This is a genomic window from Vibrio atypicus (assembly GCF_009811315.1).
Classification (GTDB): domain Bacteria; phylum Pseudomonadota; class Gammaproteobacteria; order Enterobacterales; family Vibrionaceae; genus Vibrio; species Vibrio atypicus.
Genome location: NZ_BLID01000003.1, coordinates 95,362 through 114,131, shown reverse-complemented (window position 1 = coordinate 114,131; position 18,770 = coordinate 95,362). Strand labels below are relative to the sequence as shown.

Below are 18,770 nucleotides of genomic sequence, written 5' to 3'. Positions count from 1 at the left end.
ATGAAAAAACACATTGCTATTCTTTTCTCAGTTCTTGGTCTTACAGCATGTGGTAGCTTGGCTATCATGGACAAATCAGAGGCAGTAAAAGCTCAGCCAGAATTGCTGATTAAAACTGACGGCGATCTATGGGGCCTAGGTGGCGATGGACAATTCACTATGGGTGGTTTGTACGAGGGTAAATACTCGCGAGATGCATCTAGCTCGACTTGGTTTAACACCATTTCTACCAAAGATGGCTCTATGGGGGCAGAAATCACCCGTAAAGACAACAGTGAGAGCTGGGTTCTAAGCTGTTCAGGTGGTGGTACATCAGTGAATGTCGGCATGATGCAATTCGGCGGCAATGCTCCTTACACCTGTGACATTTCATCTAAAGGCCAATCAGTTGGTAACTTTACTATCGCTGCTGAGGACAAAATGATCAATTTTGGTACCGAGAAGAAAGAAACTGGCCACATTAATATCAACGGTAAGCGCTTTGAAGTGGAAACAGTCCATACAGGCACTAATTTAATGATGCCATTAGAAAACCCATTGGGTTACAGCTTCAAGTTAAACGGTAAAGAAGTCGCTGCCGTTCAAACAAACGGCATCTTAACTGTTCAGTGGTTGCCAGAAATGTCTCAAGAGCAGCAAGATATTTTGGCTGTTGGCGCAATCGCAAGTGCCCTAAGCTGGAGACCTGCCGAGTAATTTGACTCAACCAGACAGATTAAAAAGGCGCTGATTCAGCGCCTTTTTTACTCCTATGCCGTTGAAGAGTCACTACAGACTCGATTTTGAATAGCAGGTGGCGCTGGCTCATAATGACTCAATGTCATGTTAAAGCTACCTTCTCCTCCCGTCAGAGCTCGTAATCTGCGAGCGTAATCTTGAAGCTCGTTAATTGGTGATTTGGCTCTTAAGACAGTGAAGTTGTTCGATGCAGAATCTGCCCCCTCAATTAATCCTCGGTTACCAGAAAGGTCCCCTGACACATCACCCACATTCTGAGTAGGAATATTAAGCTCCATTTGGACAACCGGCTCTAGCACAATTGGCGCTGCCGCACGAACCGCCTCCAAAAAGGCTTTTTTACCCGCAATAAGAAATGCGATCTCTTTAGAATCAACCGAGTGATATTTACCATCAAACACAGTCACTTCAATGTCTTTAATTGGGTTTGATGAAATCGCACCTTCTTCAAGAGCTTGACGAATCCCCTTCTCTACAGCCGGTATTAAAGCGGTTGGAATCGCGCCGCCAACCACTTTATTGACAAACTTAAACCCTGCGCCTCGCTCCAATGGTTTGACGGACAGTTTCACCTCACCAAATTGACCCGCACCACCACTTTGTTTCTTGTGGCGATAGTGCCCTTCGGCAGATTGAGTGATCGTCTCGTAATACTCAACACTTGGCTGGCTTGTTTCTACTTGCAGCTTATAAATGGACGACATTTTCTCTAAGGCAACTTTTAAGTGGAACTCACCTTGCCCGCTAATGATTGTCTCGTTGGTGCGCGCCCGATGTTCAATTCTCAAAGATGGATCTTCACTAGCAATTTTGGCTAACACATCGGAAAGCTTTTGTTCGTCACCTCGTTTTATCGGTTTTAAACACAGTGAATACATGGGATCAGGCAAGTGGAGTGTCTTGAGTGAAACACCGTCTTCTTCGCGCGAGTCATGCAATATCGAATCGAACTCCAAATCATCAACTTTTGCTAACACACAGAGATCGCCAGCAAGTGCTTTCGAAATTTCATGGCGCTGCTTACCTTGTAGTTGATATAAATGTCCAACTTTAAACGGCTTATTGCCCTCCCCGATAATAAGTTGGCTACCGCTGTTTATCTCGCCTTGGAAAACCCGAATGTAAGCCAACTTACCCATATATGGATCCACACTAATTTTATATACGTGTGCTACGCTGTGTTCCAAGGTTTCACAGTTCACTTTGATCAGCTTGCCGTTTTTCTCTAACAAAGGTGGATTGCCTTCATTTGGCATTGGCATTATTTCCGTCAAGGTCCGCAATAGCAATTCGACCCCGGCCCCTGTTTCTGCAGAGGCAAAACAAATGGGAATTACATGTCCTGTTCGGAGCGCTTCTTCAAACGGGTCATGAAGCTGTTGAGCTGATAGTTCAGAGCCTTGCTCTAAGTATAATTCCATCAGCTCTTCATCAACTTCAATAACTTGATCGATAAGGATTTCATGCGTCGACGCCACATCACCTAATAGCGTATCTACGTTGCTTTCAGGCTCGAAAAAGCAATCGACAACTCGAGTACCATCTGCACTTGGTAAATTAATCGGTAAACAGTTGTCACCAAAGCGCTGTTGGATATCATTCAAGATTCGTTCTAACTCACCACCAGCAAGATCTATCTTGTTAATGATGATCATTTGGCACTTTTTCTGCTCATGGGCGAACTCAAATAATCGCTCAGTGCTTTGATTAATCGACTGCTGCGGGTCAATAATGAGTGCGCTAGTTTCCACCGCAGGAAATACACTCAACGTCCTTCCGAGTAATTCATTTTGCCCAGGAGTGTCGATAATATTCAATCGGTGTTTTTGCCAACTTAAAGTGACGGGTGTCGCTTCAATACTGTGCTGATATTGGATGGATTGTGGGTCAAAGTCGGTTACTGTGTCGCCTTTTTCAACACAGCCTAAATGAGATGTTTCCTGACAAGTAAAGAGTAGCTTTTCTACGAGAGTAGTTTTACCAACGCCGGTTTGACCGACAAAAGCGATGTTGCGAATCTTGTTGATAGGCATAGAGCCTCCTTGCATAGAGCGTGTGAATTAACCAAGGTAGATCACTAACTGCATTGGAGTATGGGCGGGATTACCGCCAGCTCGTTTTCCACGTCATTTTCCGGATGACTCTATGCATAGACGCTCCATTTTGGAGGATAGTGATTTTAGAATGCCTTAATACCCATAAAATTTTTGTGACTTATTTCATAGCTCATCGATAAAACCAACAATTTGATCTGGTTAGAGAATATCTCCAGTAAGTTCTAGTAATTTAGTGGGAAACTCGACAATACTCGCTACTAAACAACAGGTGCTACTAGCAGAATTTGATTTAATTCATTAGCACCAATAAAGACATAATCACCTCAATAACATGAGGGTTAATTCAAAAACCCAGTTCACCGTCAGATCTACTATGTATCCAAGCCAAATCAAAAAGGTAGCGATATGATAGTTACAAACGCATGCAGCCATACACTAAGTGAAGAGTCAAAACAGAACTGGTTAAGCTATTGGAAACATTTTACAGCTCAGCAATACCAGTACTGCGCCGAGCGAAATTGTACCAAACAACATCAACATGGGGTGTTAGTGACTCAGTCATGTTTTTCCGATCAAGCACTTTTCGTCGTGCCACTTTGCGAAGAGCACAGCAACAGCTTTGTTAGCCAGATCGAAATCGACGAAACGGCAAGTATTGTTCCAACACAACTAAGCTTATAGGTTTGTAGGGATTTTGTTGGAGCTTGAGCAATGACAAACTTTTCGTCATTGCTCTTTTTTCAAGCAACAGTTTGGGAGAAAGAGAGAATCGCGTCTGCATTAATTAATGCTCTACGCTGAAACATATCTTCGATGAGAGGTTCATCAATCAACTTCGCGTTGTAGGCAGCAATATGGACCTGATCGCCCTTCTGCAAAAAGTTATCTTCCCCCCACTTAGTATAGTTAGGTGCACCCGTGTATAGAATCATCTCTTTTGGGTAACCCAATTCCGCGAGTTTAGGGAGAATCTCCTCATACATTCCTTCATCTTTCTGATTATTGATCCTTCCCACCATCCAAGCCATTAGGTGACAATAGAACACTTTCAACTCGGTACAACTTACTGCAGGTGTGGCGAGATGAAATAGCCCTTCTCGTTCAATATACGAAATCAACTTGATGCTTTCATCGTAGTTCGCCGGAGATAGCCGAGACACATTCCACCAATGTCGATTAATGCCCTTTGAATGTCGTCCCCATGACTTTCGCTGCGATATCTTTTCACTTTCAGGAAGGTTTCTTATCGTGACATCATTGCCTATCGATATATGTGTCGTCATCAAGGAGTTCACTTTGCCATCCTTATATTCGACCTGACAACGTAAGACAAACTCAGGTTCAATATCCACGCTGTCACCTGCGCGTGGGTAGGCAAGAGTTTCGCCAGAGGTTACTGTCCTTTCTTCTTTGCAATCAATAACAAAAATTCCATTTGGTAGAGCTTGCTCTTCTACCTGTTCCGCACCACTTAAATGGCCTGAAAAGTTTCCAATAATCCCTAAACAGAGCATTTCTTTTCCTTTGAAGTCTGAGGCGACTATTACGTCGCCTGTTTATTTATAAGTACTTGAGAACAAATATCCAGTTGAGCGAGTAACCAAGTAGCCGCTAATAAATCCGCGCTGCCTCCTGGGCTGATATTTTGTTCGATAAACGCGAGGTCTAGTGCCTCGATTTGCTGTTCCAGCTTTTTGTGTGACAAGTTTGGTGTAGAGAGAATCTGCTTTGCACTCTGTTTGACGTACTTTAAGCCTGCCAAACCGGCACGATTGACCACATTGGTGTCTTGGTTGCGCGACATCAGCACTAACAGCGTTTCACTTAAAGCACGCTCTTCCGACGCCCCTTTTGCAATGGCGCGGTTGTATGCGGGTAAACCATACTCAAAAATAGTTGGATAACCTTTTTGAGCCTCACCACGGATTCCGGTTAGCCCATACTCTTGATAAAGACGCTCGCCCGCAGTGCTTGGCGTCAAATGGATACTCCTTAACTGCTCGTTAACCAAGGTGGCACAACACTCTTTAATAACCGCTCTAACGCGGTGTGAGTCATAGCTGATCCCTTTGCGATAGAGCCAGCCGACAGCGCCACAAATCAGCCCCATGGTAAAAATCATACCTTTATGAGTATTCACACCTTGGGTGGCGTCAAACATGGCTTTTTCCGCACTAACGCCTACCTTGCGAAGCCTTGGCAGTAAGTCTCTGGCCAGTGTATTAGGCGCTTGATAACCGGCACGAACAAACGCCTTCATGTATGGTCTCAATACGTTGCTACTTTTGACAAAGGTCGCCAAGTTCATGTCTTGGTGCGCCCCAGAATTAGTGCAGTCAACCAAACCAGCCTTGGGCGTTAGGTGAACTTCAAGCATCATCGCGTGATACGCTAAGTTACCCGCTAAGACGCAAATATTGAGTTTTGATTCACCATCTTCTTTCGGTTCATAGAGACAACAATCGTCCATCAACCAATCTAAAGTTCTATTGGCAAGCATTTACTAGCTCCTCCATTTTTTGAACAAGTTGCGAAGTCGAGTGGCTACGCAATCGCATACAGGTTCTTGCATCTTGCTCACAGACCAAACAGCGACGAGTAGGATGTTTAATGGTGGTTCTCGAAATCGGCCTTCCATCAAGCCGAATTACGTCAATATCAAATAAACGTCCCATTGGGTGTTCATCTTCAAGCTGAACCGTCATTTTTTTTAATTTATGAATGTCATTGCTGTCTACCGCCAATAGGGTTTCATACCCTGTCACAGCTTCTACCAACTCCATTTTCATGACGGCCATATTATTTCGAACGCACCCATTGACGATCGCTTTTAAACCCTGCTCAAAAGCCACTTTTGCAATGTGATTTTTTTTGATGCTACCAACCATATTGATGGTAAAACTGATCAGAGGAAGAGAGTGGGACTCTACCCACTCTCTCTGTTTCGCAGCCCTTTGCTCCCTGCTTTCGAGAATCTGTTCAAGACTCACTATTGGACCGTGATACACCCTCTACTCCTTGACCTGCTTAATCACATCAATCACTGAACCATCTCGGTAGCGAATGATTCCAACCACATTCTCTTGATAGCGAATCGGCTGAAGTTCACCGGTTAGCATTTCTGCTCTTTGTTGAAGATCTTCAATGGTCATGATTGGCAACGCCGATTTACTTAAGCGTTCTGCTATTTCCGGACGATCTGGATTCACCGCAATACCATGGTCTGTTACCAACACATCAATTTGACTGCCTACAGTCACAATATTGAGTACAGATTTCACAACAGTAGGGATGCGACCTCGGACAAGTGGAGCAACAATGATTGTTAAGTTTGCCGAGGCCGCGGTATCACTGTGCCCGCCAGATGCACCACGAATCACACCATCAGAGCCGGTAATGACGTTGACGTTGAAATCCATATCGATTTCCAATGCGCTTAGAATCACTACATCTAGTTTTTCTACTGCAGCCCCTTTAGATGCTGGGTTGGCGTACTGGTTTGCGGAAATTTCAATATGACCTGGATTTCTTGCCATTGATTCAGCCGCGACTGCATCAAAAGATTGCACATCGAGTAAGCTTTGAATGAACCCCTTCTCGTGCAGATCAACCATAGTGGACGTGATACCACCAAGGGCAAAACTCGCCTTGATCCCGTTTCTTTGCATCTTTTCTTCAAGAAAGCGTGTCACCGCTAAAGAAGCGCCACCGGAACCGGTTTGCATTGAGAATCCATCGTAAAAATAACCCGATTGCTCAATCACATCTGCGGCGCGTCGTGCTATCAATAATTCGCGCGGATTATTCGTCATACGAGTTGCGCCACCACCGATCTTCGACGCATCACCCACGCTCGCCACTTCAACGATGCCATCAACATCATCCTGAGCAATCGATGCAGGTTGATTCGGAAACTCAACAATCTGCTCAGTAAGAAGAATGGTATGTTTGGCGTACTGAGCGTCTATTTTGGCGTAACCCAATGAACCACAACGCGCGCGTCCGCTAACTGCATTGGCATTGCCGAATTCATCTGAGGTCGATACAGCCAAAAACGCGACATCAATATTTAGCTCGCCACTTTCAACTAAGTGAACACGGCCGCCATGGGAATGAATATGGATTGGTTCTTCCATTAAACCGCGAGAGATCTCTTCCGCTAACTCACCACGCAATCCTGAGGTGTAGATCTTTTTCACTACACCATTTTTGATGTGGCCCACTAAAGGAGAATGCACATCAGATAGAGAACTAGAGGCTAAAGTTAATTGCTTAAAACCCATCTCCGCTAATACATCCATCACCATATTGATGGTTTTGTCTCCACCGCGAAATGAGTGGTGAAAAGAGATAGTCATTCCATCTTTAAGTCCGCTATTTTCAATGGCCGACTCTAGAGTACGAAACAGTTTTCGTTGCTTCTTGTTTTCGCTATGAATCAAGTGAGGCGTCAGTCTATGTGGGCCTGTGTAAGGTTCCAATTGATGACGTTCTAAAAGCTCAAGGTTTATATTTTTCATCGTACTGCCCTAACGTTTAATTCCAGACTTGGCTCTTTCAAGTGTCCACTTTGCGCGTTCAATAATAGGCGCATCCACCATTTTTCCGTTTAACGAAACCACTCCTGAACCCTGTCGCTCCGCATGTTCAGCAACTTCAATTACCGCTAGAGCGTGTTCCACTTCTTCTTCGGAAGGTGCAAACACGTTGTGGAGCAATTCAATTTGACGAGGGTTAATCAGCGATTTTCCATCAAAGCCCAAATTATGAATATGGCGCGCTTCTTTAAGGAAACCGGCTTCATTACCAGAGTCAGAATAAACGGTATCAAAAGCCATAATCCCCGCAGAGCGAGCGGCTTGTAGGATGGAACAGCGAGCAAAAAGAAGCTCCGTACCTTCTGGTGAGCGTTGAGTGCGCAGATCTCGTACGTAATCTTCAGCACCAAGAGCAATACCAATTAATCGTTTAGAGCCGTGAGCAATCGCTACTGCGTTATTGATCCCCATAGCAGATTCAATTGCAGCCAACATTTTGGTGCTACCCAAATCGCGGCCAAATTCCATTTCTGCTTGTTCGATCATCATCTCCATATTGATGACGTCTTGCAGTGAATCCGTCTTAGGTAATCGAATCACATCCACGCCCGCTTTCACCATCGCCATTACGTCTGATCGACCATACTCAGACTCAAGCGCGTTTACGCGAACCACAGTTTCGATATTTTTATAAAGGGGATGTTGAAGCGCGTTGTAAACCAGCATTCTTGCCGTGTCTTTTTCTCGAAGAGAGACGGAATCTTCTAAATCAAACATGATGGCGTCAGCTTCATAGATAAATGACGTGCTAAGCATGGCCGCGTTTGAACCTGGAACAAATAACATACTTCGGCGTAGTGTTTCGCTCATATCGCCCCCCAAACTAACTGATGACAATGAACACCTTTTGCTGCACGCATAACCGCAGCTTGAACTCGAGCACGAATGACACAATCAAGGGCACCTTTATCATTGATGGAGATGCGTATGGCGCTAACCCCCATTTGATCAAGAGTAGACATGATCACATTGCGAATGGCGGGCTCAAATTGCTTCTCTACTGAGCTGATGATTTCAACTTCAATAGAGCGACCTGGAGCCGGTGAAACTTCGACGAGTAGATCACTCGATTCCAAAGTCCCAGCATAAGAGCGCTGAAGTATTTCCATAATGGATCCTTAGGGTAGGTTTGAAATAGAACAGTGATGCAAAAAACAGTTAAACACCTGCTTGCGTTAGGTCTATTGTCAGTGAACCAGTAAGGATATTGATGGACGTCGCTCATATTTCGCCATAGGGTAAAGTTGACTTATGTTTTAAATGAACTTAATCCAAGTTTGCTGAGAAGAGGCAACAAAAAAACGCCTTCCCCAAACGAGAAAGGCGTCAGTCTTGTTTTGATTAAAGCGATCAGTTTCTTACGTAAACACGCTCTGGACGACCGACTCGTCCATGTTCGTTTTCAACGGACAGAAAACCGCTTGCTGAACAGTACTCTAAGTAGCGTCTAGCCGTTGTTTTACTAATACCAACCGCATCGCCCAATGATTCTGCAGTAAACTTAATGCCGCAATTAGCGTTAAATACCTGATGTATTTTATCTAAAGTGAGTTCACCTATCCCTTTAGGCAAACGGCTTGAGCTTTTATCTCTCGCTTGCATGTTAAACAGATCATCGACGTGCCTCTGACTGATGGTGTCAAACGCTTTGATCGCACAGTTGTACTTCAGGTATCGATTGAGCGTATCTTGCAGTCGTTCATAAGAAATGGGCTTTAAAAGATAATCAAAACAACCACAATGCAATGCTTCTTTTACCGTGTCCATTTCGCTCGAAGCCGTCACCAAGATAACATCAGGTTGAGGGGATTTTTTATCCGCAATGATCTCTCTAAGTAGATCTATGCCTCTTCCATCCGGTAGATAGTTATCTAAGATTATCAACTTAGGGCGGTGAATTCGGATCATATTTCTTGCCATCGCGAGATCCGACGCGATTCCAATTGGATTAAATCGTAATGTCTGGCGGAAGAACTGTGCGTGAAGTTCTGCAATGCCCACCTCATCTTCAATAATTAAGACATCTATTAAATTCATGCTTTGTTACCTTTATTCGGAATAAATATTGAAAAAATTGTTCCTTTAGGCTCAGCATCGTCGACCAGAATGACACCACCTGCATTCGTTACGTAACGATTTATCAAATACAGGCCAATGCCATGCCCCTCCCTATCATCTTTGCTGGTCACGCCGCGGCTAAAGATTGTACTAGCAATATCGTTAGAGATACCGCACCCATTGTCAGATACTTCGATTACTAAGTCGTCACCGGCATCAGTAATCAGTACGTTGACAATTTTTTCGCTAGCAGGATTTTTCAACGTGGCTTCAAAGGCATTATCAATCAAATTCCCTATGATAGCTGAAAGCTCATTTGGCTCTATTGAAGCGTTTAATTGTATTAGTTGGCACGTTGGATCGAATTTCAGCTCTAAACCTAACTCGCACGCTCGGGCATACTTTCCAAGCAATAACCCTGCGACTTGTTTTAGTTGGATTCGAGAACTGACAAAGTCGATTAATTGTTGTTTTCTGGTACTTTCACTGTTTATTAACTCTAATGCTGCGTTGTATTCTCCTATTTCTATTAGCCCACTAATTGTGGAAAGTTTGTTTGCATGCTCATGACGCATTACACGCAAGTTATCCGTATATTGTTTGATTTGAGTCAATTCAGCAGCAAGCGAGTTAATATCATTTTTCGCTCTAAAACTGACCACCCAACCAAATAATTCTTCTTGGTCATAAATCGCCACTCGGTTGGCAATAACCGTTTGACCATTTATAACAATAATTTCATCTTTAATATCGCTTTCGAAAGGTGTTTGAAAAAAGAATTGCGTATTGGAAATATATTCTAAGATCGAGCTAGATTTCATTTTCTCAAAATAAGATTCAATACCCAAAATTCTCGCCGCATTTTTATTTACGGCAAAGATGGTTCCTTTTCTATCAACGGCAATAACCCCTTCGTAAACAGAGGTTAAAATAGATTTTTGCAAGTGAAGGGCTAAACCAATCTCAGAGGGTTCCATGCCATTCATTTTCTTTTTAATATGACTCGAAAAGTACCAAGCGCCAACAACGGTCATGAATAAGAGTAAAATCAGCTCTAGCAGCAAAGGTTCAGCATAAAATGCAACCCATTGGTCAAAGCGATTGAATAAATATCCAACAGAGACGACGCCAATCACTTCTCCATCGAAGTCAACGACAGGCGCTTTGCCACGTACACCATAGCCTAGGCTGCCTTCTCGGAGCGATATATAAGATTCGCCACGCTCCAAGACACCGGCATTGTCACCACCTTGCATAGGCAGTCCAATTTTTTCTTTATCAGGGTGAGAGAGTCGAGTGCCTATTTCATCACCAACAACAATAAAGCTGGCATCTGATATTTTATGCAGTCGACCAATAAGACGTTCAATGGCAGGAATATTCTTAATTCTAACTTCTTGAATTAATTCTGGGTCACTAGCTATTTCTTTTGCTTGAATAAGTGCTCTTGTCCCTACTTGGTGTTCAAGCGTATCTAATAAGCTTTTGTGAAAATTAGTCGTTACAATAGCAAGTTGCACGATCATCAAAGCAAAAATTAATATAAAAACGCGACTTCTAAATGATGGCCCACGTTTAAAATTAGTTAGCAGTTTTATAACACCTGCTTTCATATAAATCCCTTTTAATCATACTTACTTGAAGTATTTATACTAATATAGTGCCAAGATAAATGATAAAAAGGAAGATAACGAGATCTTCCTTTTTAACTATTTACTAGCCACCGATCACATACTTGATCATTACTCCAGCTGCGACTGCTGAACCAATAACCCCTGCGACGTTTGGCCCCATTGCATGCATTAACAAAAAGTTTTGGCTATTCGCTTCCAAGCCGACTTTATTCGAGACCCTAGCCGCCATTGGAACCGCAGATACGCCCGCCGAACCAATCAGTGGATTCACTTTTTCTTGGCACAGTTTGTTCATCAACTTAGCCATGATGATCCCTGTAGCAGTACCGACACAGAATGCCACAATACCTAAAGCCAAAATCCCTAACGTTTGTGGCTGTAGGAACTTGTCCGCCATAAGTTTTGAACCAACGGATAAGCCAAGGAAAATGGTCACGATGTTAATCAGGCCATTTTGAGCCGTATCACTTAAACGCTCAACAACACCACATTCACGCATTAGGTTACCAAAACAGAACATACCTAAAAGCGGCGTTGCTGAAGGGAGCAGCATGGCAATGAGTACTAGAAGCATCAATGGAAAACAGACTTTTTCAAGTTTGCTCACATTGCGCAGCTGAGTCATTGAGATTTGTCGCTCACTCTCAGTGGTTAAAGCCTTCATGATTGGTGGTTGAATCATAGGTACCAACGCCATGTAGGAATAGGCCGCCACTGCGATCGCACCTAATAGCTCTGGCGCTAACATACTTGATACGTAAATCGCCGTTGGACCATCAGCACCACCAATAATCCCAATCGCCGCCGCTTGAGCCACGCTGAAATCCATGATACCTAATTGGCTAAGACCTAAGGCTCCCAAGACCGTTGCAAAAATACCAAACTGAGCCGCTGCACCGAGTAACAGGGTTTTCGGGTTAGCCAATAAAGGACCAAAATCCGTCATTGCGCCCACGCCCATGAAGATAACCAAAGGCCCTACACCAGATGCAATCGTCACGCTATAAAAAGTATAGAGCATGCCGTCAGAGTAGTTAAATTGCTCTGCTAATAACTGCAGTTGCATTTTTTCTAACGGCGTGGCCATTTCATATGCGTGCTTTAATCCTTCTTTAGTGACATCGGCCAGATTGACGATAGAAGATAAGGCTTCATAGACTTCCGCTTTACCTCCGTAGATCGCCGCTTCAACCGCACTGACCGCCAAATTTGCATCTGGCAAATTTGCTAAGATCCCACCTAGACCGATAGGTACTAGGAGCAAGGGTTCGAACTTCTTCACTATCGCAAGGTAGAGCAGCACTAATCCGATTAGGATCATCGCTGCTTGACCAAACTGTAAGTGGAGGAAGCCGAAGTCTTTAATTAACGCAATTACACTATCCATACTTGTGCCCTACGCCAACGCAACCAATGCATCGCCTACTTGAACTGCATCGCCTTCAGAGACAGACACACCATCGACAACGGCATCTCGTGATGCGCGAATTTCGGTTTCCATTTTCATCGCTTCAAGAATCAACAGAACTTGGCCTTCTTTCACTTCATCACCAGGCTTAGCATGTACCTTCCAGATATTACCCGCTAGGGGTGCAGCCACTGTCTCCGCGTTACCGGAAGGAGCGGTAGGTTTAGCTGAAACAGGGGCTGCTTTGGGGGTATCGGTTGTTCTTTGCGCCAATACTTCAGGATCCGCACCTTCGTTGACTCTAACCACAAATGCCTGATTGTTAACATTAACGGTATAAACAGCTGAATCTGCCGGTGCACTTGCTTTCTCAGCCGGTGAATCAACTCGTTCAATCGGTACAGGTTCAAACGCTTCAGGGTTATGGCGGTTTTCTAAGAACTTCCAACCTACTTGCTCAAACAGTGCGACGGTAAGTACATCATCAATCACATCTTCACAAAGCGAAATCCCCTTCTCTTTCGCCTTCGCTTGGACATCTAACGTCAGCGATTCGACTTCAGGTTCAATCAAATCTGCAGGACGACACGTCACCGCTTCTGCGCCATCCAACACTCGTTGCTGCAAATCACAATCAACACGCGCAGGTGTTTGACCATATTCACCTTTCAATACGCCGGCCGTTTCTTTAGTAATGGTCTTGTAGCGTTCACCCATCATCACGTTAATCACAGCTTGTGTACCCACAATTTGCGACGTTGGCGTTACAAGAGGAATAAAGCCAAGGTCTTCACGAACGCGAGGGATCTCTTCGAGCACTTGGTCAATCTTATCCATTGCATTTTGTTGTTTGAGCTGGCTTTCCATATTGGTCAGCATCCCCCCTGGGACTTGAGCAACCAAAATACGTGAATCTGCCCCTTTAAGTTGGCCTTCAAATGCATGGTACTTCTTGCGAACTTCACGGAAATACGCCGAAATATTTTCGAGTTTGTTGATGTCTAAACCCGTATCTCTTTCCGTTCCTTTCAGCGCTGCCACTAGGGATTCCGTTGCAGGGTGACCATAAGTGCCGCTCATTGAAGAAATCGCAGTATCAACCCGATCAACACCCGCTTCTATGGCTTTTAGCAATGTCATATCAGCCATACCTGCGGTCGCGTGGCAATGCAAATGCAGTTCAATGTCTAACTGTTTCTTCAACGTTGAAACCAGTTCACTCGCTTCGTATGGCGTCATCACACCCGCCATATCTTTAATGGCGATGGAATCAACGCCCATTTCAACCAGCTGCTCGCCCAAATTCACCCATGAATCCATGGTATGAACCGGACTTGTGGTATAGCAAATTGTCCCTTGAGCATGAGCGCCTTGTTTTTTCACTGCTTCTATCGCTCGTTGCAAGTTACGTGAGTCGTTTAGCGCGTCAAAGACACGGAATACATCCATACCATTAACAACGGCGCGCTCAACGAACTTATCAACCACGTCATCTGCGTAGTGGCGATAACCCAAGATGTTTTGGCCGCGGAAAAGCATCTGCTGTTTAGTATTTGGCATCGCCTTTTTGAGTTCACGCAAGCGTAGCCATGGGTCTTCACCTAGGAAACGGATGCAAGAATCGAACGTGGCGCCGCCCCAACTCTCAAGAGACCAATAGCCTATTTGGTCCAATTCACTCGCGATTGGCAACATATCGTCAAGTCGTAAGCGTGTTGCGAATAGAGACTGGTGTGCATCGCGCAATACGACGTCAGTAATACCAAGCGGTTTTTTAATATCAGACATTGGGCTCTCCTAGATTTGAGCGCTTTTTGCGTTAAGTTTTTTATGATGATGAATAGCCGCGGTAATCGCAGCGATAACGTTATCCTCAGAAGAGGTTGAGCACTCAGGTGCTTTCGTTGTCGTTGTTTCAGTTTTTGCAGGGAGAACAAGGGCTGATGCCTTAGACAACAAGTGAATTGCTCCCACTAATAAACAGAGAAAGAAGAAAACAAAGCCCATGCCTAAACCCATGAGAATGAAGCCTTCATAAATGATTGGTTGTTGACTCATTACGAATATCCACATTTAAAGTGTGAAATCAGTCTAAAGCGATGAAGAGATTGACTTCGTGAAGCGCATCATCGTAATTACGTCCCATAAAGTTCTTTAATGGCGTTAATTAATTTAATTATTTTCATCCTCTAACGCTCAGAGAGTTTTAACCATTTACACCATTAAAAACTCAAGCCCCATAAAGAAACGCTCCTGACCTCTAATTCATAATTTGGTCATTGCGTTACCGTGATGATTCGAGCCTGTTTACTATGCGAGGACACCATGAGCGAACTAGCCACGCTTGATACGCTTACCCGATTAGAAAAGCGCGTACAACGTAAGAAAAAACTATTAGATAGCCACCAGAAGCCGGTTCTATCTTTGACATTAAATATCCCAACGTCATTGAACCAACGAGTATGGGCATCGCAGCTGTTTAACTCAGCGTTAAATGCGCTATTTGGGACGGTAAGAGCGTTGGACGCCCCAATTATTGAGCAGCAGATTTCAACGAACCACCAACATGAAGCTCTGTTCTCTATCGATATTCGTTCTAGTACATTACTGAAAAAGGCGATGATTCAAATTGAGCATAACCACCCACAAGGGGCGCTGTTTAATTTTGATGTGATGTGTCGCCAAGGGAAAACCATTTCTCGTCGTTCTTCCTACATGCTGCCTCGTCCCTGCTTGATTTGTGACGATACGGCACAACGATGCAGCGCAATGAAACGCCATACTCCCGCTCAAATAGAAGAGGCTATTTTGTCTTTAGTGGAGAGTTAAATTTGAACAAGTGAACTTAAAAAACAAATGAGAAAAGCGCTGGTATTCCAGCGCTTTTTTAATGGTTAGTCTCAGCTTCTACAGGGATTTGCGCTTGCTTGACTATCGACATTGCTTTTCGTTTCACTTGATACGGTGAGGTCTCTAAATCAAACAGTTGCTTCAAGTGAATAAAGGTCGTCTTAGGAACCAACTTCTCAATCATGTCCCATTGGTTGTCGAACAATAAATTACGCACCAATGACGCAGAGACAGGTAAGTTGGCACTTTCAAGCTCTACCCTTGGTATCTCACTCAATACTATTGGGCGGCACTCAAGCGTCGGTGTCGTTAACCATTGCTGCATTTGTTGATTGTAAAACCGAGTCACCGCGCAGATAGGTTCCGTGCCAACGAATCGATGCGTGATTCCTAATGCTGGTGCAATGTGGCTACGAAATATTTTCAAGTCCATTGCTGTGTGACAGTAGTTAATCACCCCTTCGTCTTTTAGAAAGTAGCTAGGAAATGTCGCGCGCGAGATAATGTAATCCGAGCCTTCATGAATGATGACGTTCTTTAAGTCTTTTAAACCGGCACGAATCATGTGCAAACGGTCTTGATAAGAGAAGAACGAACGGTCTTCTTTAACCACGAAAAGGTGGACCCAATCGCATTGGGAAGCCGCATGCTCCACCAGATAGCGATGTCCGTTTGTAAAAGGATTAGCGTTCATCACAATGCTTCCGATCGCTTCTCCTTCCTTCTTATGCTGGGAAAGTTCGTAGCAATAGTCCGACAAGCGATGTTTACTGTTTTCCAACAAGACAACTCTATCTTTGACTGACGCTAGCATATAAAAGCCAGCTTCTCGAAATCGTCGGTAGTTGTCTGGTTTGGTGTAGATAAATAGGTTATACCGACCCGCATCATACGCCATGGTCACTAATTCACTCAGTAGCGATGTTGAAAGCCCCATACCTTGGAAACGTTCGTCGACTGCAATGGATTTAAGAGTATTACCTGCAATACCACCCGTTGCGACAACCTGATGGTTTGAAAAGGCCACCACAAAAAACTCAACATCCTGGTCAACCCCTAGCCCCATTTTGGTAAGGAAGGTTCGAACTAACTCCATTTTTCGAGAATTTTGTCTTTGTATTTGTTCAAAATGGTATGACGTGAGCACTGTCTCTTCTCGTTTAAAATTTACCATGTAATTATCGTTCGGCCTCGCCATACAAATAATGACGACTGTCATAGCCACTAGCAGAGATAATTAACTTAATGGTGTTAATTGATTTAATTTTTCGGGTGCTTATGAAATCAAAAAAAGCCAATCAATCGGAATTAATTGGCTTTCAGTTTTAACGCTCAATTAACCGCTACGCAGGTTGTTGAACTTGCTTACGCTTTTTCATCATACCGATGATAGGCAGTGCAATTGAAAGAACAGTTATCGCGATCAGTACTTGAGAAACCGTTGAGCTAGCAAAGATAGACAGATCTTGGTTTGAGATTCTGAATGCCTGACGGAATGATTGCTCCATCGTACCGCCAACAATAACAGCAAGGATCATTGGTGCTGTTGGAATGTTAGCGCGTTTCATTACAACACCCGCAACACCAAGGATAACCAGAATGTAGAATTCAATCACTGAGCTGCTGATTGCGTAACAACCGATAAATGCAAGACCAAGAACAATTGGGTAAAGCACTTTTGGTGGAATAGCCAGTACTCGAACAAGAACGCCTGCCAGTGGGATATTCACAACTGCAAGAATGATGTTTGCAACGAACATACTTGCGATAAGGCCCCATGCTACGTCAGCGTGCTGAACGAACAATAGTGGACCAGGTTGAATACCCAACATAAGAAGTGCACCCATCATTACCGCTGTTGTACCAGAGCCCGGAACACCAAGTGATAGCATTGGGATCATCGCGCCGATAGATGCCGCGTTGTTCGCTGATTCAGGTGCCGCTAGACCTTCGATTGCACCATCACCAAACTCTTCGCTGTGCTTCGACAACTGTTTCTCGTTGTTGTAACACATAAGTGAAGCCATCGTACCACCAGCACCAGGTAGAGAACCGATGATGAAACCAACTGGCGCACTACGTAGGATTGCCCATTTAGAACGTTTCCAGTCGTCCCCTTCAATCCAGATACGCTTGAATTTCGTTTGCGCTTTCTTGGTGCCTTTACTCAATGAACTGAAGCTCTTAAATACTTCGCCCATCGCGTAGATACCAATGATAACCACTAGGAAATCGATACCAGTTTGAAGGTGCAAGTTACCAAATGTGAAACGTTCTGTGCCTGTTTGAGCATCAATGCCGACTGTCGCGATAGCTAAACCAATCACCATCGATAAGAAGCCCTTCAGCATATTGCCCTTAGACATAGACGCCGTCATAGACAAGGCTGCCACCATTAACAAGAAGTACTCAGCTGGGCCAAACTTAAGGGCAAACCCTGCTACAGGCTCTGCTAGAAGTGTCATTAGAACCGCTGCAATCATACCGCCGATTAACGAAGCAATTGCAGAAATAGCCAATGCGGATTCTGCACGCCCTTTCATCGCCATTGGATAGCCATCAAACGTTGCTGCCAACGCTGCGCCATCCCCAGGAGTGTTAATCAAAATCGAACTACGTGAGCCACCGAACATCGCGCCAATGTAAACACCTGTCATGGTGATCAATGCCGCTGTAGGCCCCATAGCGAATGTCATCGGAAGTAAAACTGCCACCCCTGTTGCAGGGCCTAAGCCAGGTAACATCCCGACAATAGTGCCGAGAACACCACCAACTGTTACAAGTAACAAGTGGTACGGTTGAAAGGCAACACCAAAACCGTTGAGTAAGTTAACAAAAATATCAGACATAGTAGAGCCTTAACCCATGAAAGGTAGTGGTGGAAGACTAATGCTGAGCAGCGTGCTAAAAATAAAGAACACACTGACAGAGAAAGCTAAAGCAACCAAAGTACTCTTCTTCCATTCTTGGATGCCACTTGTGATGGTCAGCATCGCAAACAGGAACATAAAGGTACTGATCACATAACCCAGTGGGTCAAATAACAATGCATAGCCAATTGAGACAATACATGTGTATAGGATGCGTTTGCGGTCAAACTTCTTCACTTCATCTTCATTGATGAGATCTACATAAGCTTGTATAGAGGCTTTAATGTTGCTTTTGGCAAGTAAAATACAGCCAATGAAAATTGCCAGTACTGCCACACCCATAGGGAAATAAACGGGATCTAATGGATTTCCAAATGCAGCCCTAGGCATCGCATATGTCATACCACCATAAATAAGACCAAAACCAATGCTGAATATGCCGGTAAATGCATCCCAGTTTGGACGAACGTTTTTATTTTCCATTTTTAATCCTTTTCTAACCGAGAGATAAACTGTGGTTATCAACAGCTAGAGCGCCAAGTAACAGCGCCCTAGCC

18 protein-coding genes are annotated in these 18,770 nt (G+C 44.1%); 3 read left to right on the top strand and 15 right to left on the bottom strand.

All coding sequences use genetic code 11. The features are described 5' to 3' along the window. Positions 1 to 696, top strand: a complete 696-nt coding sequence (locus GVO60_RS07795; RefSeq protein ID WP_159652632.1) for a VV20781 family protein — start codon at positions 1 to 3, stop codon at positions 694 to 696. 53 nt (positions 697 to 749) lie between these two features. Here GVO60_RS07795 and fusA read toward each other — a convergent pair whose 3' ends face one another. After that, on the bottom strand, positions 750 to 2,771 hold the full coding sequence (gene fusA, locus GVO60_RS07790; RefSeq protein WP_159652630.1) for an elongation factor G: 2,022 nt from the start codon (positions 2,769 to 2,771) through the stop codon (positions 750 to 752). Positions 2,772 to 3,200: 429 nt separating this feature from the next. Between fusA and GVO60_RS07785 the strand changes: the two genes are divergently transcribed. Then, complete coding sequence (locus GVO60_RS07785) at positions 3,201 to 3,476, top strand: hypothetical protein (protein WP_159652628.1); 276 nt, start codon at positions 3,201 to 3,203, stop codon at positions 3,474 to 3,476. Between the two features lie 59 nt (positions 3,477 to 3,535). Here GVO60_RS07785 and GVO60_RS07780 read toward each other — a convergent pair whose 3' ends face one another. From GVO60_RS07780 to GVO60_RS07730, 11 genes are all read right to left on the bottom strand, one after another. After that, positions 3,536 to 4,309: a DUF5718 family protein gene (locus GVO60_RS07780; RefSeq protein WP_159652626.1), complete on the bottom strand. Its 774-nt coding sequence runs from the start codon at positions 4,307 to 4,309 to the stop codon at positions 3,536 to 3,538. A 29-nt stretch (positions 4,310 to 4,338) separates the two neighbouring features. Further along, positions 4,339 to 5,295: a triphosphoribosyl-dephospho-CoA synthase CitG gene (gene citG / locus GVO60_RS07775; RefSeq protein WP_159652624.1), complete on the bottom strand. Its 957-nt coding sequence runs from the start codon at positions 5,293 to 5,295 to the stop codon at positions 4,339 to 4,341. Next, positions 5,282 to 5,803: a citrate lyase holo-[acyl-carrier protein] synthase gene (citX, locus tag GVO60_RS07770; RefSeq protein WP_159652622.1), complete on the bottom strand. Its 522-nt coding sequence runs from the start codon at positions 5,801 to 5,803 to the stop codon at positions 5,282 to 5,284. The genes citG and citX (GVO60_RS07770) overlap by 14 nt, the downstream gene beginning before the upstream one ends. 3 nt (positions 5,804 to 5,806) lie before the next feature. Beyond that, the gene (gene citF, locus GVO60_RS07765; protein WP_159652620.1) at positions 5,807 to 7,315 is read right to left on the bottom strand and encodes a citrate lyase subunit alpha; all 1,509 of its coding nucleotides are present in this window, start codon (positions 7,313 to 7,315) and stop codon (positions 5,807 to 5,809) included. Between the two features lie 9 nt (positions 7,316 to 7,324). Beyond that, positions 7,325 to 8,203, bottom strand: coding sequence for a citrate (pro-3S)-lyase subunit beta (citE, locus tag GVO60_RS07760; RefSeq protein WP_159652618.1), 879 nt, complete (start codon positions 8,201 to 8,203; stop codon positions 7,325 to 7,327). Continuing rightward, a complete protein-coding gene (citD, locus tag GVO60_RS07755) occupies positions 8,200 to 8,502 on the bottom strand; it encodes a citrate lyase acyl carrier protein (protein ID WP_159652616.1) in 303 nt (100 codons plus the stop codon). Before citD ends, citE begins: the two co-directional genes overlap by 4 nt. 241 nt (positions 8,503 to 8,743) lie before the next feature. Continuing rightward, positions 8,744 to 9,430: a response regulator gene (locus tag GVO60_RS07750; RefSeq protein ID WP_159652614.1), complete on the bottom strand. Its 687-nt coding sequence runs from the start codon at positions 9,428 to 9,430 to the stop codon at positions 8,744 to 8,746. After that, a complete protein-coding gene (locus GVO60_RS07745) occupies positions 9,427 to 11,064 on the bottom strand; it encodes an ATP-binding protein (RefSeq protein ID WP_159652612.1) in 1,638 nt (545 codons plus the stop codon). Before GVO60_RS07745 ends, GVO60_RS07750 begins: the two co-directional genes overlap by 4 nt. Before the next feature lie 103 nt (positions 11,065 to 11,167). Further along, entirely contained in the window at positions 11,168 to 12,472 is a 1,305-nt protein-coding gene (locus tag GVO60_RS07740) for a sodium ion-translocating decarboxylase subunit beta (protein ID WP_159652610.1), read from the bottom strand. A gap of 9 nt (positions 12,473 to 12,481) precedes the next feature. Then, positions 12,482 to 14,281, bottom strand: a complete 1,800-nt coding sequence (gene oadA / locus GVO60_RS07735) for a sodium-extruding oxaloacetate decarboxylase subunit alpha (protein WP_159652608.1) — start codon at positions 14,279 to 14,281, stop codon at positions 12,482 to 12,484. A 9-nt stretch (positions 14,282 to 14,290) separates the two neighbouring features. Then, positions 14,291 to 14,551, bottom strand: a complete 261-nt coding sequence (locus GVO60_RS07730) for an OadG family protein (protein ID WP_159652606.1) — start codon at positions 14,549 to 14,551, stop codon at positions 14,291 to 14,293. 267 nt (positions 14,552 to 14,818) lie between these two features. Here GVO60_RS07730 and citX (GVO60_RS07725) point away from each other — a divergent pair, with 267 nt between their 5' ends. After that, on the top strand, positions 14,819 to 15,322 hold the full coding sequence (citX, locus tag GVO60_RS07725; protein ID WP_159652604.1) for a citrate lyase holo-[acyl-carrier protein] synthase: 504 nt from the start codon (positions 14,819 to 14,821) through the stop codon (positions 15,320 to 15,322). Between the two features lie 58 nt (positions 15,323 to 15,380). On the opposite strand, the gene citC is transcribed toward citX (GVO60_RS07725), so the two are convergent. The 3 genes from citC to GVO60_RS07710 all read right to left on the bottom strand — a co-directional run bounded on the left by citC (position 15,381) and on the right by GVO60_RS07710 (position 18,696). Beyond that, positions 15,381 to 16,490 (bottom strand): [citrate (pro-3S)-lyase] ligase, encoded by a 1,110-nt coding sequence (gene citC, locus GVO60_RS07720; protein ID WP_159653287.1) that lies wholly within the window; start codon positions 16,488 to 16,490, stop codon positions 15,381 to 15,383. Between the two features lie 196 nt (positions 16,491 to 16,686). Then, the gene (locus GVO60_RS07715) at positions 16,687 to 18,192 is read right to left on the bottom strand and encodes a tripartite tricarboxylate transporter permease (RefSeq protein WP_159652602.1); all 1,506 of its coding nucleotides are present in this window, start codon (positions 18,190 to 18,192) and stop codon (positions 16,687 to 16,689) included. Between the two features lie 9 nt (positions 18,193 to 18,201). Then, positions 18,202 to 18,696: a tripartite tricarboxylate transporter TctB family protein gene (locus GVO60_RS07710; RefSeq protein ID WP_159652600.1), complete on the bottom strand. Its 495-nt coding sequence runs from the start codon at positions 18,694 to 18,696 to the stop codon at positions 18,202 to 18,204. Between the last annotated feature and the right edge of the window lie 74 nt (positions 18,697 to 18,770).